This is a genomic window from Inquilinus sp. Marseille-Q2685 (genome assembly GCF_916619195.1).
Lineage (GTDB): Bacteria > Pseudomonadota > Alphaproteobacteria > DSM-16000 > Inquilinaceae > Inquilinus.
The window spans coordinates 140,389-161,519 of record NZ_CAKAKL010000011.1 but is presented as its reverse complement, the minus strand read 5'-3'; the positions used below and the strand labels follow the sequence as shown (position 1 = coordinate 161,519).

Annotated in this window: 22 protein-coding genes; 11 read left to right on the top strand and 11 right to left on the bottom strand. The window is 70.9% G+C overall.

The genetic code is table 11. The features are described 5' to 3' along the window. Window positions 1-347: 347 nt before the first annotated feature. Genes LG391_RS31650 through LG391_RS31630 form a run of 5 tightly spaced genes read right to left on the bottom strand, consistent with a single transcriptional unit; the run spans window position 348 to window position 6,388 of the window. On the bottom strand, window positions 348-1,274 hold the full coding sequence (locus LG391_RS31650; protein ID WP_225772623.1) for an aldo/keto reductase: 927 nt from the start codon (window positions 1,272-1,274) through the stop codon (window positions 348-350). A 10-nt stretch (window positions 1,275-1,284) separates the two neighbouring features. Then, window positions 1,285-3,225, bottom strand: a complete 1,941-nt coding sequence (locus LG391_RS31645) for a beta-galactosidase (RefSeq protein ID WP_225772621.1) — start codon at window positions 3,223-3,225, stop codon at window positions 1,285-1,287. Window positions 3,226-3,258: 33 nt separating this feature from the next. Then, window positions 3,259-4,098 carry a carbohydrate ABC transporter permease gene (locus LG391_RS31640; protein ID WP_225772619.1) on the bottom strand — a complete coding sequence of 280 codons (840 nt, stop codon included), beginning with the start codon at window positions 4,096-4,098 and terminating at the stop codon, window positions 3,259-3,261. A gap of 12 nt (window positions 4,099-4,110) precedes the next feature. Next, window positions 4,111-5,064, bottom strand: coding sequence for a carbohydrate ABC transporter permease (locus tag LG391_RS31635; protein WP_225772616.1), 954 nt, complete (start codon window positions 5,062-5,064; stop codon window positions 4,111-4,113). Between the two features lie 13 nt (window positions 5,065-5,077). Continuing rightward, window positions 5,078-6,388, bottom strand: a complete 1,311-nt coding sequence (locus LG391_RS31630) for an ABC transporter substrate-binding protein (RefSeq protein ID WP_225772614.1) — start codon at window positions 6,386-6,388, stop codon at window positions 5,078-5,080. 162 nt (window positions 6,389-6,550) lie between these two features. Between LG391_RS31630 and LG391_RS31625 the strand changes: the two genes are divergently transcribed. Continuing rightward, window positions 6,551-7,411, top strand: coding sequence for a helix-turn-helix domain-containing protein (locus LG391_RS31625; RefSeq protein ID WP_225772612.1), 861 nt, complete (start codon window positions 6,551-6,553; stop codon window positions 7,409-7,411). Between the two features lie 331 nt (window positions 7,412-7,742). Beyond that, window positions 7,743-8,729, top strand: coding sequence for a cation diffusion facilitator family transporter (locus LG391_RS31620; RefSeq protein WP_225772610.1), 987 nt, complete (start codon window positions 7,743-7,745; stop codon window positions 8,727-8,729). Here the strand turns inward: LG391_RS31620 and LG391_RS31615 are convergent. Then, a complete protein-coding gene (locus tag LG391_RS31615) occupies window positions 8,710-9,504 on the bottom strand; it encodes a 2-keto-4-pentenoate hydratase (RefSeq protein ID WP_225772608.1) in 795 nt (264 codons plus the stop codon). The genes LG391_RS31620 and LG391_RS31615 overlap by 20 nt on opposite strands. Window positions 9,505-9,587: 83 nt before the next feature. Between LG391_RS31615 and LG391_RS31610 the strand changes: the two genes are divergently transcribed. From LG391_RS31610 to LG391_RS31590, 5 genes are all read left to right on the top strand, one after another. After that, window positions 9,588-10,289 (top strand): GntR family transcriptional regulator, encoded by a 702-nt coding sequence (locus LG391_RS31610; RefSeq protein ID WP_225772607.1) that lies wholly within the window; start codon window positions 9,588-9,590, stop codon window positions 10,287-10,289. A gap of 27 nt (window positions 10,290-10,316) precedes the next feature. Then, window positions 10,317-11,171, top strand: a complete 855-nt coding sequence (kduI, locus tag LG391_RS31605; protein WP_225772605.1) for a 5-dehydro-4-deoxy-D-glucuronate isomerase — start codon at window positions 10,317-10,319, stop codon at window positions 11,169-11,171. After that, complete coding sequence (gene kduD / locus LG391_RS31600) at window positions 11,168-11,926, top strand: 2-dehydro-3-deoxy-D-gluconate 5-dehydrogenase KduD (protein WP_225772603.1); 759 nt, start codon at window positions 11,168-11,170, stop codon at window positions 11,924-11,926. Before kduI ends, kduD begins: the two co-directional genes overlap by 4 nt. A 184-nt stretch (window positions 11,927-12,110) precedes the next feature. Further along, a complete protein-coding gene (locus tag LG391_RS31595) occupies window positions 12,111-12,701 on the top strand; it encodes a phage tail protein (protein ID WP_225772601.1) in 591 nt (196 codons plus the stop codon). A gap of 12 nt (window positions 12,702-12,713) precedes the next feature. Continuing rightward, on the top strand, window positions 12,714-13,034 hold the full coding sequence (locus LG391_RS31590) for a hypothetical protein (protein WP_225772599.1): 321 nt from the start codon (window positions 12,714-12,716) through the stop codon (window positions 13,032-13,034). Between the two features lie 60 nt (window positions 13,035-13,094). Here LG391_RS31590 and LG391_RS31585 read toward each other — a convergent pair whose 3' ends face one another. Together LG391_RS31585 and LG391_RS31580 are read right to left on the bottom strand one after the other, a co-directional pair. Then, on the bottom strand, window positions 13,095-13,901 hold the full coding sequence (locus LG391_RS31585; RefSeq protein ID WP_225772597.1) for a 6-phosphogluconolactonase: 807 nt from the start codon (window positions 13,899-13,901) through the stop codon (window positions 13,095-13,097). 246 nt (window positions 13,902-14,147) lie between these two features. Next, window positions 14,148-15,356, bottom strand: a complete 1,209-nt coding sequence (locus tag LG391_RS31580; RefSeq protein ID WP_225772595.1) for an MFS transporter — start codon at window positions 15,354-15,356, stop codon at window positions 14,148-14,150. Between the two features lie 109 nt (window positions 15,357-15,465). Between LG391_RS31580 and LG391_RS31575 the strand changes: the two genes are divergently transcribed. Continuing rightward, window positions 15,466-16,071 (top strand): TetR/AcrR family transcriptional regulator, encoded by a 606-nt coding sequence (locus tag LG391_RS31575; RefSeq protein WP_225772593.1) that lies wholly within the window; start codon window positions 15,466-15,468, stop codon window positions 16,069-16,071. A 60-nt stretch (window positions 16,072-16,131) separates the two neighbouring features. Beyond that, window positions 16,132-16,563, top strand: coding sequence for a GFA family protein (locus LG391_RS31570; protein ID WP_225772591.1), 432 nt, complete (start codon window positions 16,132-16,134; stop codon window positions 16,561-16,563). Window positions 16,564-16,566: 3 nt separating this feature from the next. On the opposite strand, the gene LG391_RS31565 is transcribed toward LG391_RS31570, so the two are convergent. The 3 genes from LG391_RS31565 to LG391_RS31555 all read right to left on the bottom strand — a co-directional run bounded on the left by LG391_RS31565 (window position 16,567) and on the right by LG391_RS31555 (window position 18,347). Then, on the bottom strand, window positions 16,567-16,920 hold the full coding sequence (locus tag LG391_RS31565) for a DUF1428 domain-containing protein (RefSeq protein ID WP_225772589.1): 354 nt from the start codon (window positions 16,918-16,920) through the stop codon (window positions 16,567-16,569). Window positions 16,921-16,959: 39 nt separating this feature from the next. Beyond that, window positions 16,960-17,313, bottom strand: a complete 354-nt coding sequence (locus tag LG391_RS31560) for a DUF1428 domain-containing protein (protein WP_225772587.1) — start codon at window positions 17,311-17,313, stop codon at window positions 16,960-16,962. 86 nt (window positions 17,314-17,399) lie between these two features. Next, window positions 17,400-18,347, bottom strand: a complete 948-nt coding sequence (locus tag LG391_RS31555; protein WP_225772585.1) for a LysR family transcriptional regulator — start codon at window positions 18,345-18,347, stop codon at window positions 17,400-17,402. A 78-nt stretch (window positions 18,348-18,425) separates the two neighbouring features. On the opposite strand from LG391_RS31555, the gene LG391_RS31550 reads away from it, so the two are divergent. Both LG391_RS31550 and LG391_RS31545 read left to right on the top strand, forming a co-directional pair. Continuing rightward, complete coding sequence (locus tag LG391_RS31550; protein ID WP_225772584.1) at window positions 18,426-18,899, top strand: (2Fe-2S)-binding protein; 474 nt, start codon at window positions 18,426-18,428, stop codon at window positions 18,897-18,899. Between the two features lie 10 nt (window positions 18,900-18,909). Continuing rightward, a complete protein-coding gene (locus LG391_RS31545; protein ID WP_225772582.1) occupies window positions 18,910-21,117 on the top strand; it encodes a molybdopterin cofactor-binding domain-containing protein in 2,208 nt (735 codons plus the stop codon). Window positions 21,118-21,131: the final 14 nt, after the last annotated feature.

The window sequence follows — 21,131 nt, the reverse complement described above, 5'->3', positions numbered from 1 at the left end:
TCCGTGAGGACGCCTGGCCCGTCGATCCTGAGGATCGATCATGGCGCGCGGCGCCGCTTCATCTTGCCGGACAGCCAAGCGCAAAGGGAACCAATTTGCAAATGGTTTCCTGGGTGGTAGCGTCGTTCGATGGAAGAAGCGGCGTAGGTTGGGTTCGCGGATGCGAACCCAACATGGCCATCGGCAGTGCCAGCGTCGGGATGTTGGGTTCGCGTATCGCGAACCCATCCTACGCAGCCATGCCTCCAAACTGTCATGCCCGGGCTTGACCCGGGCATCCAGAAGGTCTCGACGCTCTCTGGATTGCCGGGTCAAGCCCGGCAATGACACTTGTGGGATGGGCGCCCCTACGGCGTGTCCCGCTTCAGGTCCAGCCAGTCGCGCTCCGCCTCGGTCAGGGTGACCGACAGGCCCTCGATGTTGCGGCGGCTCTCGTCCAGCGTGCGCGGGCCGGAGAGGGCGAAGGTGGCGAAGGGCTGCGATAGCACCCAGGCCATGGCGATCTGCACCGGGCTGGTGCCCTTGGCCTCGGCCAGGGCGATGGCGCGGCGTCGCCGTTCGAAATTGTCGTCGGCGTGCCAGGACCGTGCGATCTCCGGCTCCTCCGCCGCCCGATCCGGATCGCCGCGCCCGGTGAAGAAGCCGCGAGCGGTGGAGGACCAGGCGAACAGCGCCGTGCCGCTCTCCTCCAGATAACCCAGCCACTCCGGGTCGCGGGCCGAGACGCAGCCGGCCCAGACCGGCTCGACCATCCGGGCCAGGGCCAGGTTGTTGCTCAGCACCGTAAAGCCGGTCTTGCCGTTGCGCCTGGCGTAGTCGTTGGCGGCCCGGAACCGCTCCAGGCTCCAGTTCGAGCCGCCGAACACGCCGATCCTTCCCTCGCGGTGCAGCGCGTCGAGCACGTCGACGAACTCGCCGACCGGCACCTCGGGGTTGTCGCGGTGCAGGAAGTAGATATCGACGCGGTCGGTGCGCAGCGCCTCCAGGCTCTGCTCCAGCTGGCTCCGCGCCGCCTCCGGCGTGCAGTTCGGGGTGTGCGCGCCCTTGCCGATCAGGACGATGCGGTCGCGGACGCCGCTTCTCGCCAGATATTCGCCGAACAGCGCCTCGCAGCCGCCGCGCATGTAGATCCGGGCGGTGTCGAAGCAGTTGCCGCCGCGCTCGATATAGTCGTCGAACAGCGGCGCCGCCTTGGCCAGGTCGTCCTGGTTGTCGACGCCCATCACCATCCGGGCCACCGGCGTCGCGACGCCGGGGATCGTGCCGTAAATCATTGTGCTTCCCTTATTCCGCCCGCCAGCAGGCCACGCCCTGCGGCGGCACCACGGGCCCGCCCAGCAGGTAGCGGCCGGCATCCTTCACCGGCGCCGCCCAGTCGATCTCGCCGTAGTTGAAGGCGAAGGTCAGGTTGCCGCGGCGGCGCAGCCGCACCGCCTCCGGCAGCTCGGTCAGCGGCAGCCCGACGCTGCCGAGCAGGTCGGCGATGACGCCGCGCAGCAGCGCCGGGTCCGGCCAGCCGGCCAGGTAGAAGCGGTTGCCGTCGCCGACCAGGGCCGGGGCGCCGTCGGCGAAGCTGGCCTGCACCGGCAGGTCGGTCTCCAGCCATTCGCGCCAGCGGCGGATGGATCCTTTCAGGCCGGGGCCTTCCACCGGCTCCACCAGGTTCGGGCGCAGCGAGGCGACCTGGGTCACCTTCACCGGCAGCAGCTCCTGCAGCGGGCCCGGCGGCAGCTCGTCCGGGATGCTGAAGTCGCGGGTCTTGGAGCCGGTGCGCGGGCCGAACAGGGTGATGGCGTCGGTGGCGGCGAAGGCCTGCAGCGCCGCCTCCGACACCGTCGCCAGGCTGGGCACCACCACCGCCTTGTAGCCGGCCAGGGACGCGCCGGGGCGGACGAAATCGACATCCAGGCCGAGGCGGCGGATCGCCTCGTACCAGCGGAACGCCAGGTCGGTGTAGCGGAAGTCGCGGCCCTGCGGCTGGATCCGGGTGATCCAGGAGGTCTCGTAGTCGAACACCAGCGCCACCGGGGCGGGGGCGGAGGCGGGCAGGGCGCCGATCCGTGCCAGCTCCTGCCCGACCTGCGTCGCCTCCTGCCCGCCGGGGGACAGCTTGCGGTCCGGCCGGTTCAGCCCGGCATGCATCTGCTCCTGCGCGAAGGGGCATTGCCGCCAGCGGAAATAGCTGACCACCTCGGCGCCATGGGCCAGCGCCTCCCAGCTCCACAGCCGGACCATGCCGGGCTTCGGCACCGGGTTCCAGGCGGCCCAGTTCACGGGACCCGGCTGCTGCTCCATCACCCACCAGCGGCCGCGGCCGACGGCGCGGTACAGGTCGTGGTTGAACGGCGCCAGGTCCGGGTGCGAGGTACGGGCCCAGCGCGCCCGCTCGTCATCGTCGCAGGCGATCTTCTCCAGCGTGCCCAGCGGGTAGCTGTCCCAGGACGCGATGTCGAGGTCCTCGCCCAGCGGCCAGTGGTCGAACTCCTGGAAGAAGCCCATGAAGTTGTGGGTGACGAAGCGGCCCGGCGAATGCCGGCGGATGATCTCGACCTGCATCCGGTTGTAGGCGGCGACCTGGTCCGAGGCGAAGCGCCAATAGTCCAGCCGGGCCGCCGGGTTGGTCTCGGTCACCGCGCCGACCGGGGCGACGATCTCGTCGAAGCCGCCGACCTCCATCGACCAGAAGACATTGCCCCAGGCCTGGTTCAGCGCCTCCGGCGTCTGGTAGCGGTGGCGCAGCCAGGTCCGGAAGGCGGCGACGTCCTCGCGGCCGTAGGACAGCACGGTGTCGTGGCAACCGAACTCGTTGTCGGTCTGCCAGCCGGCGACCGCGTCATGGGCGCCGTAGCGCCGCGCCACCTCCTCGGTGATCCGCGCGCTCTCGCGCAGCCAGGTGCGGCTGGAGAAGCTGGTGTGCCGGCGCGATCCGAAGCCGCGGGTGCCGCCATGCTCGTTCACCGGCAGGATGTCCGGGTGGCGGTCGACCAGCCATTTCGGCGGCGTCGCCGTCGGCGTGCACATCACCACCTTCAGCCCGGCCGCGCCCAGCGTGTCGATGGCGCGGTCGAGCCAGCCCCAGTCGAAGCGACCCGGCTCCGGCTCGATCCGCGACCAGGCGAATTCGGCGATGCGGACGAAGGTGATGCCGACCTCGCGCATCCGGCGGGCATCGTCCTCCCACCACTCTTCGGGCCAATGTTCCGGGTAATAGCAGACGCCGAGCATTCGGAAGCCTCGTCAGGAGCGAAGGGTGGGACGCTACTTCACCGCGCCGGCGGTGATGCCGGCCACGAAGTAGCGCTGCAGGAAGATGAAGACGACGAGCATGGGCACGGTCAGCAGCATGGCCCCGACCATCAGGGCGCCCCAGGGCACGACGTTGAGGCCGATCAGGCTGCCCAGCGCCACCGGCGCGGTGCGGGCGCCCGGCTGGGTCGCGACCAGCAGCGGCCACAGGTAGTTGTTCCAGGAGGCGAGGAACAGGATGATCGCCAGCGCCGCCATGCTGGGCCGCACCAGCGGCAGGGCGATGGTGAAGAAGATCCGGCCCTCGCGCGCGCCGTCGATGCGGGCGGCGTCCAGCAGCTCCTGCGGCAACGACAGGAAGGTCTGGCGCATGAACAGCACGCCGATCGAGTTGAACAAGGGCGGCACGATCACCGCGATCCAGGTGTTGGACAGGCCCAGGTCGCGGGCCACCAGCACGTATTGCGGGATGATCACCACGGCATAGGGCACGGTCAGCGTCGCCACCAGCAGGCTGAAGGTCGCCTGCTTGCCGACGAACCGGAACCGGGCGAAGGCGTAGCCGGCCATGCTGGTCAGCAGCAGCGACAGCACCGCCGAGACGGTGGCGATGCCGATCGAGTTCAGCATCGCCCGGCCGAATTTCGCCGTGTCGTCGAGGAAGGCCCAGTTCTCCAGCAGGTTGCCGCCCGGCGTCAGCGGCAGCTCCGGCGAGAAGATGGCATAGTCCGGCAGGGTGGCGAACACCGCCATGAGGTAGAGCGGCGCCAGCCACAGCAGGGCCAGGGGGGCCATGCCGCCGGTCAGGGCCCAGGTTCCCCAGCGGCGGCGCGATCCGATGGTGCGGAGCATCGCCATTTCTCCTCAGGCGTTCCGGCCGCGGGTGAGCATCAGGTTGAGCGCCGCCATCACCGCCGCCATGGCGGCGATGGTGTAGGCGATCGCCGCGGCGTAGCCGAAATTCAGGCTGACGAAGCCCTGCTTGTAGAGATAGGTGCCGAGCGTCTCGGTGGCGCCGCCCGGCCCGCCGCGCTCGGTGATCAGCCAGGGCTCGGTGAACAGCTGCATAGTGCCGATGATCGACAGCACCAGGCAGAAGATCACGATCGGCTTCAACAGCGGCAGGGTGATGCGGAAGAAGCGGTCGACCGGGGTGGCGCCGTCGATCGACGCCGCCTCGTACAGGTCGCGCGGGATCGACTGCAGCCCGGCCAGGAGGATGATGGCGTTGTAGCCGGTCCAGCGCCAGGTCACCGCCACCATGATCGTGGCCATCGCCGCATTCGGGTCGTGCAGCCAGTCGATCGGACCCAGGCCCAGCGCCGCGAGGCCGTGGTTGACCGCGCCGAACTGGCCGTTGAACAGCAGCCGGAACACCACCGAATAGGCGACGTCGCTGACCACCACCGGGGCGAAGAAGGCGAAGCGGTAGATCGGCCGCAGCTTGAGCAGCGGCGAGTTCAGGGCCAGGGCCAGCAGCGTGGCCAGGGCCAGCATCACCGGCACCTGGATCACCAGGATGGTCAGCGTGTTCTTCAGCGCTTCCTGGAAGGCGCGGTCGACCAGGAGGCGCCGCCAGTTGATCGCGATGTTCCAGGCCCAGGGATTGACCCGCGTGTTCTGCAGCGACAGCAGCGCCGAATCGATGATCGGCCAGCACCAGAACACGGCGAAGACGAGGAGATAGGGCAGGAGGAACCAGTACGGCGCCAGCGCGTGCCGCCGGCGCCGCCACCCGAGGCTGGCCTCCGACGGGGCGGCGGCCGGGGCCCCGCGTGTCCGCGGGGCCTGGAGGCCGGCTCGGGTGGCGGTTCCCATCACGCAGCCCCCGTCACTCGGCGACGGGAAGGCCGGTGGCGGCGGAGATCTGCTCGGCCGCCTCGTCCAGGGTCTCCTTGGCCGACTTGCCGCTTCCCTTCAGATAGGCCAGCAGGATGCCGTCGGCGATGTTGTCGGCCTCGGCGAAGTACTGGGTGCCGCGGGCCGGCTTGATCTGCTGCAGGGTGTTCAGCACAACCTCCCAGATCTTCTGCCCGCCCCAATAGGGCTGCGCCTGCTGGACATAGGGGTCGTTGACCGCCTCCGGCAGTGTCGGCACCAGGCCCGAGGCCTTGAGCTGGGTGATCTGGCTGTCCGGCCGGCCGTTCGCGAAGTTGATGAAAGCCAGCGCCGCCTGCGGGTTCTTCGAGGAGGCCGGGATGGCGAGCGAGGAGCCGCCGATATTGGCGGCGCGGTTGCCGCCGGATTCGAAGGCCGGCAGCTGGAAGACGCCCCATTTGCCGCTCAGCTCCGGGGCGTTGCCGCGGATCGAGCCCTCGTACCAGGCGCCGAAGACCGAGCTGGCGAGGCGGTTGGCCTTGATCGCCTGCAGGCTGCCGTCCCAGTCGCCCTCCATGAACAGCCCGGCATCGGTGATCTTCTTCACCGTCTCCAGCGCCTGGACGCAGCCGGGCTGGTTGACCGTGATGTTCTCGCCGCTGTCGTCGAAGAAGGCGCAGCCGGCCTGGTTCGCCAGGATGCGGAACCAGGCCGTGTTGGTCGCGCCGCTGTTGGTGGAGACGAACTTGACGTCCGGGCCGGCCTTGGCCAGCACCGCCTTGCCGGCGGCGATGAAGTCGTCCCAGGTCTGGATCTTGGCCGGGTCGACGCCCGCCGCCTCGTACATGTCGCGGCGGTAGAACACCACGGCCGGCCCGGAATCCCATGGCATGGCGTAGATCTTGTCGCCGACGGTCAGCTCCGCCAGCTTGAATTTCGGGAACTTGGCGAGGAGGTCGGCCTCCTTCGGATCCAGAGACTTCAGGTCCAGGAAGCAGTCCGGGAAACGGGCCCAGAACACCTCGGATTCATGGTTCTCGACCGAATAGACGTCCGGCATGTTGATGCCGCCGGCGGAGCAGCCGGCCAGGCCGCGGTCGTAGACCGGCTGGTTGCCCAGGTCCTCGACCGTCACCTTGACGTTGGGATAGGTCTTGTTGAAGTCGGGCACCACGGCCTTCAGCGCCGTCGCCGCCACGTTCCAGCTCCAGACCGTGATCTCGCCCTTCACGTCCGACTGCGCCATCGCCGGCGCCGTCAGGGTTAAGACGGCCGCGCCGGCCAGGCCGGACATCATGCCGGCGATCCTGCCGAGTCTGCTCATAGGGTCCTCCCTCGTGTCTGGTCCGACGGACGGGTCCAGCCTGCCACAGGCGGGACCGTCTTCGCGGAGCTTATCGTCGCCTTGCGGGGGGAGTATGAATCCGATGGTTTCCGCATGTCGTCCCGATCAGGGACGAATTTTTCCGGGATCCTAAGGTCGACGATGAGCCGAGCCCAGACTGCGCGCATACCGAGGCTGCCGGGCCTGTCCGAGCGGATCGTCAGCGCGGACACGCGGCGCGAGGTGCTGGTGATGCGGCGGGCGCATCAGCACAGCCAGATCGAGCTGAACCTGATGCTGGAAGGGGCGGCGACCTATCTGTTCAACGGCAGGCGGGTGACGATCGGGGCCGGCGATTTCGTGTTCTTCTGGGGCGCGATCCCGCACCAGACCATCGAGGCGTCGAGCCCGGCCAGCTTCGTCTGCCTGTACCTGCCGATCGAGATGTTCCTCAGCGCCGCGCTGGGGCCGCGGCTGAAAAGCGCGGTGCTGGGCGGCGGCATGATCGGCGACCGGGCGCCGCTGCCCTTCGATGCGGCCCAGTTCGAGCACTGGCATGCCGAGCTGACCCTCGGCGACGACCGGATCACCGCCCTGGTGCGGCAGGAGATCGAGCAGCGGCTGCGGCGCAGCGACCTGTGCGGCTGGGAAGTGCTGAGCGACACCGGCGACGGCGCCGCTGCGGCCGAGGGCCGGCACGCCAAGGTCTGGGCCATGGCCGGCTTCATCGCCGCGCATGCGACGGAGCCGATCTCGGTCTCCGACGTCGCCGCCTCGGTCTGCCTGCATCCGAACTACGCCATGGCGATCTTCCGCGAGGCGCTGGGCATGAGCATTGGCGGCTATCTCACCCGCCAGCGCCTGTACGTGGCGCAGGCGCTGCTGCTGTCGACCGACACCGATATCGTCACGGTGGCCTTCGAGGCCGGCTTCGGCTCGGTCTCCCGCTTCTACGAGGCCTTCAGCCGCCACTTCGCCATGCCGCCCCGGCAGTACCGGATCCTCTATCGCGGCGGCGGGTGAGGGGGCCTTTGCCACCCCTTCACCGTCATGGCGAGCCCCGCAGGGGCGTGGCCATCCAGACTGTCGCCATCACATGCTGTGGCTGAAGGACTGGATGGCCACGCTTCGCTCGCCATGACGAGGATGGTCAGTCTACAGCCCGTCCTCTGGCCCCAATGGCTGCCCCAGCATCGTCCGGAATTCTGGTGTCGAGCTGAAAATTCGTTTAATATCAAATAGTTAAATACTATCCGCCACACTTCTTAGCCGAGGCTTAGAGAGATATGTCCGGGTTCCAGATGAAGCCGCCGGCGCAATACCGCCGGCGTCCCGAAGCGCGGCGCGGCCGCTGATGGACCGCGCCTCCCAGGCCGCGCTGGCCAGCGTCTTCGTCGGGGCGCTGGTGCTGGGGCTCAAGTTCCTGGCCTACTGGGTCACCGGATCGATCGCGCTCTACTCCGACGCGCTCGAGAGCATCATCAACGTGGTCGCCGCCGGCGGCGCCTTCGTCGCGCTGTGGATCTCGGCCCAGCCGGCGGACGCCAACCACCCCTACGGCCACACCAAGGCCGAGTACTTCTCGGCGGTGTTCGAGGGGCTGCTGGTGGTGCTGGCCGCGCTGTCGATCCTGCGCGAGGCCTGGTCCGGACTGGTCGACCCCCGGCCGATCGACGCGCCGGCGCTGGGCCTGGCGATCAATGCCGCCGCGTCGGCCATCAACGCCGTCTGGGGCTGGTGCCTGCTGCGCTGGGGCCGCAGCCTCCGTGCCCCCGCGCTGGTGGCGGACGGCCGCCACGTGCTGACCGACGTCTACACCTCGGGCGGGGTTCTGGTCGGGGTCGGCCTGGTGACCCTGACCGGCTGGCTGATCCTCGACCCCATCCTCGCGGCGCTGGTGGCGGTCAACATCCTCTGGTCCGGCTATGTGATGATCCGGGATTCGATCGGCGGGCTGATGGACGAGGCGGTGCCGCCGGAGACCCTGGCCCGCATCCGCGAGGCGATCGCCCGCACCGGCGGCGGCGCGCTGGAGGCCCATGACGTTCGCACCCGGCATGCCGGGCGGCTGACCTTCATCGATTTCCACCTGGTGGTGCCGGGCACGATGAGCGTCTCCGAGGCGCACGAGATCTGCGACCGGATCGAGGCGACGCTGAAGCGGGACATCGGCCCCGACACCGTCATCAGCATCCATGTCGAGCCGGAGGAGAAGGCCAAGCACGGCGGCGTGGCCATCGCCCGGAACCGGCCGCACCGCCCGATGCCGGTGGAGGCTCATGCGGCGGGCGAGCCGACCGCGCCGCCGCGGCGGCGGAGGTTCAGCCGGCGGCGGCGGTGACCAGCACGTCGACCGTGCCGACGCCGTCGAATTCGGCCTCGGCCCGCTGGCCGGGCACGACCTTGTGCACGCCGGTGGTCATGCCGGTCAGCACCCAGCTGCCGGCAGGCAGGTCCCGGCCGCGGCGGCCGAGATGCTCGGCCAGGAAGGCGAGGGAGGCGATCGGCCCGCCGCCGGCGACGCGGGCGGCGCTGCCCTCGCCGACCACCGTGCCGTCGACCCGCATCCGCACGGTCCAGTCGGAGGGCTGGCGGCTGTCCCACTCCGCGATCTCGGCGCCCAGCACCAGGCCGGCATTGTTGCCGAAATCGCTGGCCACGGCGCCGGGGCCGAGGTCGTTCAGCGTTGCCAGCGGGCTGCCGGCGATCTCCATCCCGGCATGGACCGCGGCCACGAAGGGCCGGACCTCCTCGACGGTTCGCGGCCGCGCCTCGGCCGGGATGTCGCGGCCGATCCGCAGCACGAACTCGGCCTCCACCGCGCCGAAGCCGCCCGGGATCACCGGTGTCTCCACCCGCAGCTCGCGGGCGTCGCGGAAGTTGCGGGCGAAGACCGGCCCGGCCAGGCGCGGCGCGTCATAGCGCGGCCGCCAGGTCTCGGCGATGCCTGCCACCTTCCAGCCGACCAGCGCGTCCGTCCACAGGCCGATCGCCTCCTCCTGCACGGCATAGGCGGTCGGGAGATCCGGAGGCAGCGTGCCGGGATAGGCCGGCAGGGCGCGGCCGGCGCGGCGCGCTTCGGTGAAGGCGATGGCCAGGTCGCGGCTCGAACTCATGGCAGGCTCCGTCGGCTGATCTGCATTCTTGTGTATGGTAGTATGGGCTGTTATGCAAGGCGGCAACGGAAGGTGGGACCCGCGTGAAGATCGACCCCGGCCAGAGCTTCGAATCCGTGGCCCGCCGGCTGGAGCGCGAGCTGCGCCGTGCCATCGTGGCTCTGGAGCTGCCTCCCGGTGCCCGGCTGTCGGAGCAGGAGATCGCGCAACGTTTCGGCGTGTCGCGCCAGCCGGTGCGCGAGGCGCTGATCGCGCTGGCGAAGACCCGGCTGGTCGAGGTGCAGCCGCAGCGCGGCACCGTGGTGGTCAAGCTGTCGGTGCGGCGGATGGCCGAGGCGCGCTTCGTCCGCGAATCGGTCGAGGTGGCGCTGGTGCGGCGCGCCTGCGAGGGCTTCGATCGGTCGAGCCGCGAGCGCATCGACGACCTGCTCGACGCCCAGGCCAAGGCCGCGTCGCGCGGCAACCATCACGACTTCCAGCGTTACGACGAGCTGTTCCACATCGCCATCGCCGAGGGGGCCGGCTGCGGCCTGGCCTGGATGGCGGTGGAGGACCTGAAGGCGCATATGGACCGGATCTGCACCCTGACGCTGCCGGGCGCCGAGGCGATGCTGCCGCTGGTCGACCAGCACCGCGCCATCATGGCCGCGATCGACGCCCGCGACGCCGAGGCGGCGGAGCGGGCGATGCGCCACCACCTGACCGAGATCCTGCGCGCCCTGCCGCGGATCGAGGCCGAACACCCCGAACTGTTCGACGAGCCCGCCCCGGGCCGAAATCGCTAGACGCGAACCCGATAGACGAGGACAAGCATGACCGCGAGCGACGCCCCGACCACCCGCCAGGCGGTGCATTACGAGCAGGCCGAGATGCTGGATGGCGAGGATCTGCGCCGGCATTTCCTGATCGAGCAGCTGATGGCGCCGGGCCGGCTGACCGCCACCTACACCCATTACGACCGGATGCTGGTGATGGGCGCGGTGCCGACCACGGCGCCGCTGGTGGTCGGGGAGGACCTGGCGAAGCTGGTCGGCAGCGCCACGCTGCTGGAACGGCGCGAGCTGGGCCTGATCAATGTCGGCGGTCCCGGCCGGGTCACGGCGGACAAGACCGTGTTCGAGGTCGGGCCGCAGGACGCGCTGTATCTCGGCAAGGGCATCGCCTCGGTCGCCTTCGCCAGCGTCGATCCGGCCAACCCGGCGAAGTTCTACATCAACTCGACCCCGGCCCATGCCGGTCTGCCGTCGCGGGTGGTGGCCCGCGACCAGGCGATCGTGAAGGAGCTGGGCGCGCCCGAGACCAGCAACCGCCGCACCCTGCACCAGTACCTGCATCCCGAGGTGCTGCCGACCTGCCAGCTGCTGATGGGCCTGACCCGGCTGCACAGCGGCAGCGTCTGGAACACCATGCCGGCGCACACCCATGACCGGCGGATGGAGGCCTATTTCTACTTCGAGCTGCCGGCCGACGCGGTGGTGATGCATTTCATGGGCCGCCCCTGCGCCACCCGCCACCTGGTGGTGCGGAACGAGCAGGCGGTGCTGTCGCCGCCCTGGTCGATCCATTGCGGCGCCGGCACCGCCGCCTACGCCTTCATCTGGAGCATGGCCGGCGACAACCAGGCCTTCACCGACATGGATTTCGTCGCCATGGGGGACCTGCTGTGACCGATCTGTTCGACCTGTCCGGTCAGGTCGCGCTGGTTACCGGCGCGCGCACCGGGCTCGGCCGCGGCATCGCCCTGGCGCTGGCCGAGGCGGGGGCCGACATCGCCGGGCTCGGCTCCCGCCCGATGCCGGAGACGGCGGCGGCGATCGCCGGCACCGGCCGCCGTTTCCTCGAGGGGCTGCGCGACCTCGAGGACTCCTCCGGGCTCGAGGCGGTGGTGGCCGACATCGTCGCCCGGCTCGGCCGGATCGACATCCTGGTCAACAACGCCGGCATCATCCGCCGCGCCGACCTGCTGGAGTTCAGCGAGGCGGACTGGGATGCGGTGATGGCGGTGAACCTGAAGAGCGCCTTCTTCCTCAGCCAGGCCGTCGCCCGCCACATGGTGGGGCAGGGCATCCAGGGCCGGATCATCCATGTCGCCTCGGTGCTGTCCTTCCAGGGCGGCATCCGCGTGCCGTCCTACACCGCGGCCAAGCACGGCATCGCCGGGCTGACCCGGGCCATGGCGAACGAGCTGGCGCCGAAGGGCATCACCGTCAACGCCATCGCCCCCGGCTACATGGAGACCGACAACACCGAGGCGCTGCGCGCCGACCCGGTGCGCACCCGCCAGATCCTGGACCGCATCCCCGCCGGCCGCTGGGGCGTGCCGCAGGACCTGGCAACGGCCGCGCTGTTCCTGGCCTCGCCGCACAGCGGCTACGTCACCGGGGCGCTGCTGCCGGTCGATGGCGGCTGGCTGGCTCGGTAAAATATAGAGTTGCATTTGTGTCGAATTCATAGCATAATTGGTCATTCAATCGATTAAGATTGAAACTATATTTCCATTCGTTTTATCATCGCTGATGCCGGTTCCGAGCCCTCACGTCGATGGCGCGGAACCGGCATCGGGCGTTTGAAGCATTGTCGATCTTCATTTTTCAGGAGCATTTCAGATGGAAGCCTTCCTCGCCACGATCATGGGCTGGGCCCCGAACTTCGCGCCGCGCGGCTGGGCGTTCTGCGGGGGCCAGATCCTGGCGATCTCGCAGAACACGGCGCTGTTCAGCCTGCTCGGTACCACCTATGGCGGCGACGGCACGACCACCTTCGCGCTGCCCAACCTGTTCAGCCGGCTCCCGATCGGCGCCGGCAACGGCCCGGGGCTGAGCAATTATGTCCTCGGCCAGATGGGCGGCACCGAGAGCACGATCCTGACCACCAACAATCTGCCGGCGCATGTCCATGACGGCTCGACTCTGGCTGCGGTCCAGCCGGTCGCGACCACCACCGGCAACACCGTCCAGCCGGTGGCGACCGAGACCTCGATCCTGGGCGCGCCGAACTTCACGGATCCGGGCACCGGCGGGCCGGTCGACGTCAACACCTTCGCCAACAACACCGCCAATCCCGTGGTCAACCTCAAGCTCTCGGTCAGCGGCACGACCGGCCCGACCGGCGGCACCCAGCCCTTCTCGATCATGCCGCCCTATCTGGCGATCAACTGGATCATCGCGCTGGAAGGCATCTATCCGTCGCGCAGCTGAGGGAGCGCCGCGATGCTCGCCGAGCTCAGCTTCGACGACTTCAAGGACCACACCGGCCGGACCTTCGTGGTCGAGGGGCCGGGCGGCCGGGTGGAGGCGACGCTGGTCGCCGTCCGCCTCTCGCCCTACGGGTCGCCGGGCCTGCTGCGGCGCCATCCCTTCGCGATCCTGTTCACGGCGCCATCCACGCCGGATCTCGGCGCGCAGGTCTACAACATCCGGCACCCGGCCAAGGGGCTGATGGAGGGCGTCTTCATCAGCCCCGTGGTGCCGGCGGCGGCGGACCTGCCGAAGGCCCAGGGGCTCCGCTTCTACGAGGCGGTGTTCGCCTGAACGGGGTGCGGTCGGTTGCGGCCGGATCGGCGCCGCGACCGACCGCTTCTCCGCCCACCATCACTGCGCCTCCCGCGCGGCCGCGGCGTCGAGATGGATCTCCGGGTGCCGGCAGCGGTGCAGGATGGTGGCCGGCCAGCCCGGCTCGAAGTCCCGGCTCTCCAGCAGGCGCCGCACCGCCTGCCGCTTGTGGCCGCCATGGATGATCATCAGCGCCGCCCGCGACAGGCCGGCGATGGTGCCGAGGCCGACCGACACGCCCCGGCGCGGCACCTCGGCGATGGCGGCGAAGCCCGGGAAGGTCGCCATGTTGTCGCGCCGCGTCTCCTCCGCCAGCGCGACGATGGCGGTCCCGCCCTCGGCCGGGCTGCCCGGCGGGTTGAAGGCGACATGGCCGTCGCTGGCGCCGCTGGCCAGGAGGAACAGGTCGATGCCGCCGGCGTCGCGGATCCGCCGGTCATAGGCGTCGGGCCGCGCCGGATCGGCGCACCAGATCGCCGCCGCCGGCAGCTGCCGCGGCGCGGGCAGCTTCGCGTTCACGACCGCCCGGATCTCCTGCTCGGCGAAGCGGCGGCAGCTGTAATGCGCCCGCGGGTCGCACAGCACCGGCCCGTGTGGCCCCTCGACCAGGTACTCGTCCATCATCACCAGCACCAGCCGCGACAGGTCGAAGCGGGTCATCCCGGCCAGCGCCCCGAGCGCGTCATAGACCGGCTTGGCCGACCGCCCGGCGGGGCAGCCCAGCAGATAGGGGCGGCTCTCCTCCTCCGCGCGCTCGATCCCGCCCAGGATGCGCTGGGCGACGGCGCGGCCGAGATCCTCCGGCGTCGGATGGACGGTGACCGGGATGGCGATGGTGGATCGCATGGGCTGGTCCTGGCGGCCGACCGGGACCGAGGAGTGTGCAGAGGCCGGCGCTACGGCGCAATCGCGCCCGTCCATTCAGCACCGCCGGCGCTGAATGCGATCTGATCTTTCCGTTGGAACGCTGAAACCGGCAGGTCAGGGGGGAGAGGATAGAAGTCCGTGCCGGAGGGGCTTGGGCCATTCTGAAAAAAGGGGGCGGGATGTTGGGTTCGCGGTCGCGAACCCAACCTGCATCTGAAGAGCGGGTCACGCCGCCGCGCAGGCCGCCCCGGCCGGCGCCCGGCCGTGCAGCCAGCGCTGGCCGAGAAGGGCGATGGCCAGCGCCGCGGTCCCGGCCGCGACCGACACCCAGAACCCGGCCGAGGCGCCGAATTCGTCGATGATCCGGCCGGAGGCGGAGGAGCCGACGGCCATGCCGATGCCGATCCCGGTCATCACCCAGGTGATGCCCTCGGTCAGCTGCGACGGCGGCACCAGCCGCTCGATCAGCCCCATCGCGGTGATGATGGTAGGCGACACGGCGGCGCCGGCCAGGAACAGCACCAGCGCCAGCGCCGGGATGCTGTCGACGACCAGGAGGGGCAGGGTGGTCAGCGCCGCCAGGCCGATCGCCAGGACGAACTGGGCGGCCAGCGACAGCCGCGGCTTCATCGCCCCGAACACCAGCCCGGCGATCAGCGACCCCAGGGCATAGGCGGCCAGCACCAGGCTGGCGGCGGCGGTGGCGCCATGCGCCTCGGCGAAGGCGACCGCGGTGACCTCGGCGGTGCCGAAGATGGCGCCGACCGCGACCATGGTCAGCGCGATCACCCGCACCGACCCCAGCCGGATGACGGAGCGGCCGCGCCCGGCCTCAGGCGCATGCACCGGCGGCTCGGTCGCCTTCAGCCGGCTGAACAGGGCCACGCCGGCGGCCAGCAGCAGGGTGGCGGCCAGCGGCCCGGCCTCCGGGATCACCGCGACGCTCAGCCCGATGGCGATGACCGGGCCGGTCATGAAGATCACCTCGTCGACCACGGATTCGAAGGCGAAGGCGGTGCGCAGCTGCGGCGTGTCGCGGTACAGCTCGGTCCAGCGCGCCCGCACGAAGGCGCTCAGGCTGGGCATGGCGCCGGCGCCGATCGCGAACAGGAACAGGGTCCAGTCCGGCGCGCCCAGGCGGGTGGCCAGCATCAGCCCGGCCATCGCCGCCACGGTGACGAGCGTGGCCGGGACCGCCACCCGGCCCTGTCCGCGCCGGTCGACCAGCCGCGAGATCTGCGGCGCGATCAGCGCGTTGGACAGGGCGAAGGTGGCGGAGACGGCGCCGGCCAGCGCGTATTCGCCGCGCGCCTGCGACAGCATGGTGACGATGCCCAGCGTCATCATCGCCAGCGGCAGCCGCGCGATGAAGCCGGCGGCCGAGAAGGCCTTGGCGCCGGGGGCGCGGAAGATCTCGGCATAGGGGTTGGTCACGGCGGCCTCCGCTGCGGCAGCAGCACTTGCATACGCGTCGTATGTGAAGCAGATAATGATGGAGACGGTGCGTGTCAATTGGCATACGCCGCGTATGTGAAGGAGGGGCATGGCCCACAGACCGCGCAGCGAGATGATCGCCGAGACCCGCGCCAAGCTGCTGGCGGCGGCCCGGCACGCCTTCGGCGCCGTGGGCTATGCCGAGGCGTCGATGGACGACTTCACCGCCGAGGCCGGCCTGACCCGCGGCGCGCTCTACCATCATTTCGGCGACAAGAAGGGGCTGCTGCGGGCGGTGATCGCCGAGATCGACGCCGAGATGAACGTGCGGCTGCGCGAGGTCTCCGGCCGCGCCGAGTCGCTGTGGCAGGGCTTCTGCGACGAATGCATCGCCTATCTCGAGATGGCGCTGGAGCCGGAGATCCGGCGGATCGTCCTGCGCGACGGCCCCGCGGTGCTCGGCGATCCCTCGACCTGGGACAGCCAGTCGCAATGCATCGCCTCGATGGCCGGCAGCCTGCGGCGCCTGGCCGAGGACGGCGTGATCGTGCCGGTCGACCCGGAGGCGACGGCGCGGCTGCTCAACGGGGCGATGCTGCACGCCGCCCAGTGGATCGCCAACGCCCCCGACCCGGACGTCGCCGCCGGGCATTCGATCAAGGCCTTCGGCGCCCTGCTGTCCGGCCTGCTGAAGGAGCGGAAGGTCGACCGCTAGGCGGCGACGAAGCCCCGCATCCGGTGTTGTTCCTCGAAGCGACCAGGGAAGGAGGGCCGGATGAGCGACTATCCCGTGCTGCGACCGGAGCCGCGGGCGGATGTCGACGGCGTGCGCCTGCGCCAGGGCGGCTGCAGCTGCGGCGCGGTGCGCTTCACCGTTCGGGGCGAGCCGCTGGTGGTCGGCATCTGCCACTGCACCGAATGCCGCAAGGCCACGGGCGCCGTGGCCATGGGCTATGCCGACTGGCCGCGCGACGCCTTCACCGCGACCGGGGAGGTTCGCACCTTTCGCGGCCGCAGCTTCTGCCCGGCCTGCGGCTCGCGCCTGTTCCACCCGGCCGAGGGCAAGGACAGGGTCGAGATCCTGCTCGGCGCGCTGGACGAGGCGCCGGGCGACCTGCGCCCGACTCGCGAGGGCTGGATCATCCGCCGTGAGCCCTGGCTGGCGCCGGTCGCCGGCGCCGGCCAGTTCGACCGCGACCCGACATGACCGCTACAGCTCCACGAACACCTCGAAGCCGCCATAGATCATGCGCTTGCCGTCGAAGGGCGGGGTGGCGGTGCCCATGTCCATCCGCGGGTCGGCCATCACCTTCCGGTTGATCTCGTCGCGCGCGGCGCGGGATTCGTAGACGATCCAGGCGAAGATCACGACCTCGTCCTCCTTGGCCTGGACCGAGCGTGGAAACGAGGTCAGCTCGCCATAGGGCACGTCGTCGCCGATGCATTCGACATAGGCCAGCGCGCCGTGCTCCTTCCACACAGCGCCGGCCTTCCGCGCCATCTCCTTGTACGCCTCGAGATTCTCCTTCGGCACCGCCGCCACGAAACCGTCTGCATAGGACATCCTGCGCCTCCTGTTCACGTTGTGGGCAGGCCTCGCGTCCTACAGCTCCAGGAACACTTCGAAGCCGCCATAGATCATGCGCTTGCCGTCGAAGGGCATGGCGGCGTGGTCCCCCTGCAGCCGCGGGTCGGCAAACACCTTCTTGAGGATCTCGTCGCGCGCGGCCCGGTTCTCGTAGACGACCCAGGCGAAGACCACGATCTCGTCCTCCTTCGCCTGCACGGCGCGAGGGAAGGAGGTCAGCTCGCCATAGGGCACGTCGTCGCCGATGCATTCGACATAGGCCAGCGCGCCGTGCTCCTTCCACACCGCGCCCGCCTTGCGCGCCATTTCCTTGTACTCCTCCAGCCTGGCCTTCGGCACCGCCAGCACGAAACCGTCTGCGTAGGACATCCCGGGTCTCCTCCGTTTGGTGGCATCAACCATAGGACGATCGACCGGGCGGAGAACCGACAGGCCCGGCGGATTTTTCCGGCCACCTACCCCCGCGTCCCGATATACGCGGTCGTCCCCGGCCGCAGCTTGTCGTGCACGAACTGGACGAAGGCGCGCAGCTTGGGCAGGGCCTGGGCCCGGCTGGGATAGTACAGGAACAGGCCCGGGGTGCCGGGGCAGAACGCCTCCAGCACCGGCTCCAACACCCCGGCGGCGACCTGCTCCTGCACCGCCGGCGCGGCGGTGTAGGCGAGGCCGATGCCCAGCTCGGCCGCCATCAGGTTCAGCCCGCCGCTGTTGACGATCACCGGCCCGGCCACCGCCATGTCGAAGGCGCGGTTGCCGTCAACGAACTCCCAGCGATAGATCGGCCCCTGCGGCGTGTGGCGGGTGCCGATGCAGGCGTGGCGGTGCAGGTCCTCCGGCCGCTGCGGCCGGCCGTGCCGGGCGAAATAGCCGGGCGCGCCGACCACCGCGAACTTGAAGGGCGGCGTCAGCCGCACCGCCACCATGTCGGCCTCCACGAGCTCGCCCAGGCGGATGCCGGCGTCGAAGCCCTCGGCGACGATGTTGGCCAGCCCGTCATCGGCGAAGATCTCGATTTGCAGCGCCGGATGGGCGGCGCGGAACTCGACCAGGATCGGCTCGGCCAGGAACGGCACCAGCGCCCGCGGCATGTTCAGCCGCAGCAGGCCGGTCACCTCCTCGCCCAGGCTCTGCGCCGCGTCGAAGGCGGCCAGGATCCCCGCCACCGCCGGCCGGGCGCGGTCGACGAAGCGCTGCCCGGCCTCGGTCAGCCCGACCCGGCGGGTGGTGCGGGTCAGGAGGGCCACACCCAGCCGCGCCTCCAGCCCGCGGATGGTCTGGCTGATCGCCGAGGGCGACACCCCCAGCTCCTCCGCCGCCGCTCGGAAGCTGCGGCGCTCGGCGACGCGCAGCACGGCGATCACGCCGTCCAGCTGATCGCGCTCGATTGTGAAGGGTCGCTTCATGGCGACTGCAGATTAGTGCGGATGGCGAGACAAAGCGAGGCGCCTTAGCCTTCCCTCATCGCGCTGAGGAGGGACCGCATGAGCATCGCCCTGACCCTGAACGGACAGTCCTTCTCCTTCGACGGCGACCCGGAGACGCCGCTCCTCTGGGTCATCCGCGAGGCGGCCGGGCTGACCGGCACGAAATACGGCTGCGGCGTCGCCGCCTGCGGCGCCTGCACCGTGCATCTCGACGGCGCGGCGGTAAGGTCCTGCAGCGTGCCGGTGGGGTCGGCCGCCGGTGCCGCCGTCACCACCATCGAAGGGTTGGCGGCGACGGTAGAGCCCTCGCCGGCCGACGGGCTGCACCCGGTGCAGCGGGCCTGGGTCGAGATCCAGGTGCCGCAATGCGGCTATTGCCAGCCCGGCATGATCATGGCGGCGGCCGCCCTGCTGCGCGCCCGGCCGTCGCCGACGGACGCCGAGATCGACGCCACCATCACCAATCTGTGCCGCTGCGGCACCTATCCGCGGGTGCGGCGCGCCATCCGCGCCCTGGCGGCGCAGGCGTGAGGGGCGGGCGATGAAGCGGCGCTGGTTCCTCACCGCCACCATCGCCGGGGCCGGCGGGCTGGCGCTCGGCTGGCGGGTCTGGGACCGCGGCTTCGACGCCCGCGCCCGGCAGCTGGCGGAGCAGGATGGCGGCACGCTGCTGGCCGGCTGGCTCAAGATCGGCGCCGACGACACGGTCACGGTCTATGTCCCGCACACCGAGATGGGGCAGGGGGTGCACACCGCCCTGGCCATGATGGCGGCGGAGGAGCTGGACGTGGACTGGGCGCAGGTGCGGGCGGCCCAGGCGCCGGCCGACCGCGCCTTCGCCAACCGCTTCCTGGCCGAGGGCTGGACCCTGCAGGACTGGTCGGTGCCCGGGGTGCTGGACGGCGCCGTCGACGCCGCCTTCGCCGCCGCGGCGCGGTTCATCGACCTGCAGCAGACCGGCGGCTCCACCGCCGTGCGCATGACCGGCCAGGTCGGCATGCGCCTGGTCGGCGCCGCGGCGCGGCAGATGCTGATCCAGGTGGCGTCCCGGCGCTGGGGCGTGCCGGCCGGCGCGCTGGTCACCGCCGCGGGCCGGGTGATCCGGTCCGGCAGCGGCCAGTCGGCGCGCTATGGCGAGCTGGCGGCCGAGGCGGCGGAGCTGTCGGTCCCGGCCAGCCCGCCGCTGAAGCCGCGGCAGCGCTGGCGCCTGATCGGCACGCCGGTGCCGCGGCTCGACATCCCGGCCAAGGTCGCCGGCGCCTTCGGCTACGGCATCGACCTGGCCTTGCCCGGGATGCGCGTGGCCTTGGTGACGGCGGCGCCGGTGCCGGGCGGGCGGCTGCTTTCCGTGGATCCCGCCCCGGCCCTGGCGGTGGCGGGGGTGGAGCAGGTGCTGCGGCTGGACGACGCCGTGGCCGTGATCGCCCGCGACACATGGGCGGCGCGGCGGGGGCTGGCGGCGCTGGCGCCGCGCTTCTCCGACGGCGGCCATGGCGGCGTGTCCTGCGCCTCGATCGATGCGGCCCAGGACGCGGCGCTGGCCGCGGCGGAGGGCGAGGCGCGGGTGACGCTCGGCGATGCCGCCGCGGCGCTGGCGCGGGCTCCGGCCGGCCGCATCGTCGAGGCGGCCTACCGCGTGCCGCACCTGCACCATGCGGCGATGGAGCCGATCACCGTCACCGCACAGCTCTCCGGCGGCCGGCTGACGGTCTGGGCCGGCGACCACAACCCGCTGGTCGCCAAGCGCCAGCTGGTCGCGCTGTCCGGCCTGGCGGAGGAGGACGTGACGCTGGTGCCGCTGCCGATGGGCGGGGCCTTCGGCCGCCGCGGCGGCCGCGACGACGGGCCTCCGGCCTATCTCGTCCAGGCGGTGGCGCTGGCGAAGGCGGCGGCGCCGAACCCGGTCAAGCTGGTCTGGAGCCGGGAGGAGGAGTTCGCCCAGGGCACCTTCCGGCCGCGCCTGGCCACCCGGATCCGCGCCGCGCTGGCGCCCGACGGCACGCCGCTGGCCTGGGCGCAGATCTATGTCGACGGCATGCCGGCGCCGGTCGAGGCCTTCCGCATCCCCTACGCCGTCCCGCACCAGTCGATCCGGTCCGTGGCGGTGCCGGACCCGGTGCGGCGCGGCTCCTGGCGCGGCGTCAACCACACACAGCACGCCTTCTGGGCCGAGAGCTTCATCGACGAGCTGGCCCATGCCGCCGGCCGCGACCCCTTCGCCTATCGCCGCGACCTGCTGCCGCCGGGATCGCGGCACCGCCGGGTGCTGGAGGCGGCCGCCGAGGCGGCCGGCTGGGGCGCGCCGCTGCCGCCGGGCACCGGCCGTGGCATCGCCGTGGCCGAGGCCTACGGCACGGTGGTCGCCCATGTGGTCGAGGCCTCGGTCGGCGTCGGCGGCAGGCCGGCGGTGCGCCGGGTGATCGCGGCGGTCGATTGCGGCGACGTCTGCAACCCCGACACGGCGCGGCAGCAGGTGGAGGGCGCGGTGGTGATGGGGCTGAGCGCGGCGCTGGCGGAGCGGATCACGATCGAGCGCGGCGCCGTGGTCGAGCGCAACTTCCCGGATTATCCGCTGCTCGGCCTCGCCGCGACGCCGGAGATCGAGGTGCGGTTCCTGCGCAGCGATGGGCCCTGGGGCGGGCTGGGCGAGCCGGGGCTGCCGCCGGTGGCCCCGGCCCTGGCCAACGCCCTGTTCGCCGCGACGCAACGCCGCTGGCGCGCACTGCCGTTGACCACCGCCCTCATATGAGCGGAACGCACCGC

Bases quoted from the DNA above. Each gene is read 5' to 3' on its own strand.
- LG391_RS31650 (WP_225772623.1), bottom strand. From the start codon at position 1,274: ATGATTTACGGCACGATCCCCGGCGTCGCGACGCCGGTGGCCCGGATG.
- LG391_RS31550 (WP_225772584.1), top strand. From the start codon at position 18,426: ATGAGCATCGCCCTGACCCTGAACGGACAGTCCTTCTCCTTCGACGGC.
- LG391_RS31620 (WP_225772610.1), top strand. From the start codon at position 7,743: ATGGACCGCGCCTCCCAGGCCGCGCTGGCCAGCGTCTTCGTCGGGGCG.
- LG391_RS31645 (WP_225772621.1), bottom strand. From the start codon at position 3,225: ATGCTCGGCGTCTGCTATTACCCGGAACATTGGCCCGAAGAGTGGTGG.
- LG391_RS31625 (WP_225772612.1), top strand. From the start codon at position 6,551: ATGAGCCGAGCCCAGACTGCGCGCATACCGAGGCTGCCGGGCCTGTCC.
- LG391_RS31590 (WP_225772599.1), top strand. From the start codon at position 12,714: ATGCTCGCCGAGCTCAGCTTCGACGACTTCAAGGACCACACCGGCCGG.
- LG391_RS31635 (WP_225772616.1), bottom strand. From the start codon at position 5,064: ATGGGAACCGCCACCCGAGCCGGCCTCCAGGCCCCGCGGACACGCGGG.
- LG391_RS31595 (WP_225772601.1), top strand. From the start codon at position 12,111: ATGGAAGCCTTCCTCGCCACGATCATGGGCTGGGCCCCGAACTTCGCG.
- LG391_RS31555 (WP_225772585.1), bottom strand. From the start codon at position 18,347: ATGAAGCGACCCTTCACAATCGAGCGCGATCAGCTGGACGGCGTGATC.
- LG391_RS31630 (WP_225772614.1), bottom strand. From the start codon at position 6,388: ATGAGCAGACTCGGCAGGATCGCCGGCATGATGTCCGGCCTGGCCGGC.
- kduI (WP_225772605.1), top strand. From the start codon at position 10,317: ATGACCGCGAGCGACGCCCCGACCACCCGCCAGGCGGTGCATTACGAG.
- LG391_RS31585 (WP_225772597.1), bottom strand. From the start codon at position 13,901: ATGCGATCCACCATCGCCATCCCGGTCACCGTCCATCCGACGCCGGAG.
- LG391_RS31640 (WP_225772619.1), bottom strand. From the start codon at position 4,098: ATGCTCCGCACCATCGGATCGCGCCGCCGCTGGGGAACCTGGGCCCTG.
- LG391_RS31565 (WP_225772589.1), bottom strand. From the start codon at position 16,920: ATGTCCTATGCAGACGGTTTCGTGGCGGCGGTGCCGAAGGAGAATCTC.
- LG391_RS31570 (WP_225772591.1), top strand. From the start codon at position 16,132: ATGAGCGACTATCCCGTGCTGCGACCGGAGCCGCGGGCGGATGTCGAC.
- LG391_RS31560 (WP_225772587.1), bottom strand. From the start codon at position 17,313: ATGTCCTACGCAGACGGTTTCGTGCTGGCGGTGCCGAAGGCCAGGCTG.
- LG391_RS31545 (WP_225772582.1), top strand. From the start codon at position 18,910: ATGAAGCGGCGCTGGTTCCTCACCGCCACCATCGCCGGGGCCGGCGGG.
- LG391_RS31575 (WP_225772593.1), top strand. From the start codon at position 15,466: ATGGCCCACAGACCGCGCAGCGAGATGATCGCCGAGACCCGCGCCAAG.
- LG391_RS31615 (WP_225772608.1), bottom strand. From the start codon at position 9,504: ATGAGTTCGAGCCGCGACCTGGCCATCGCCTTCACCGAAGCGCGCCGC.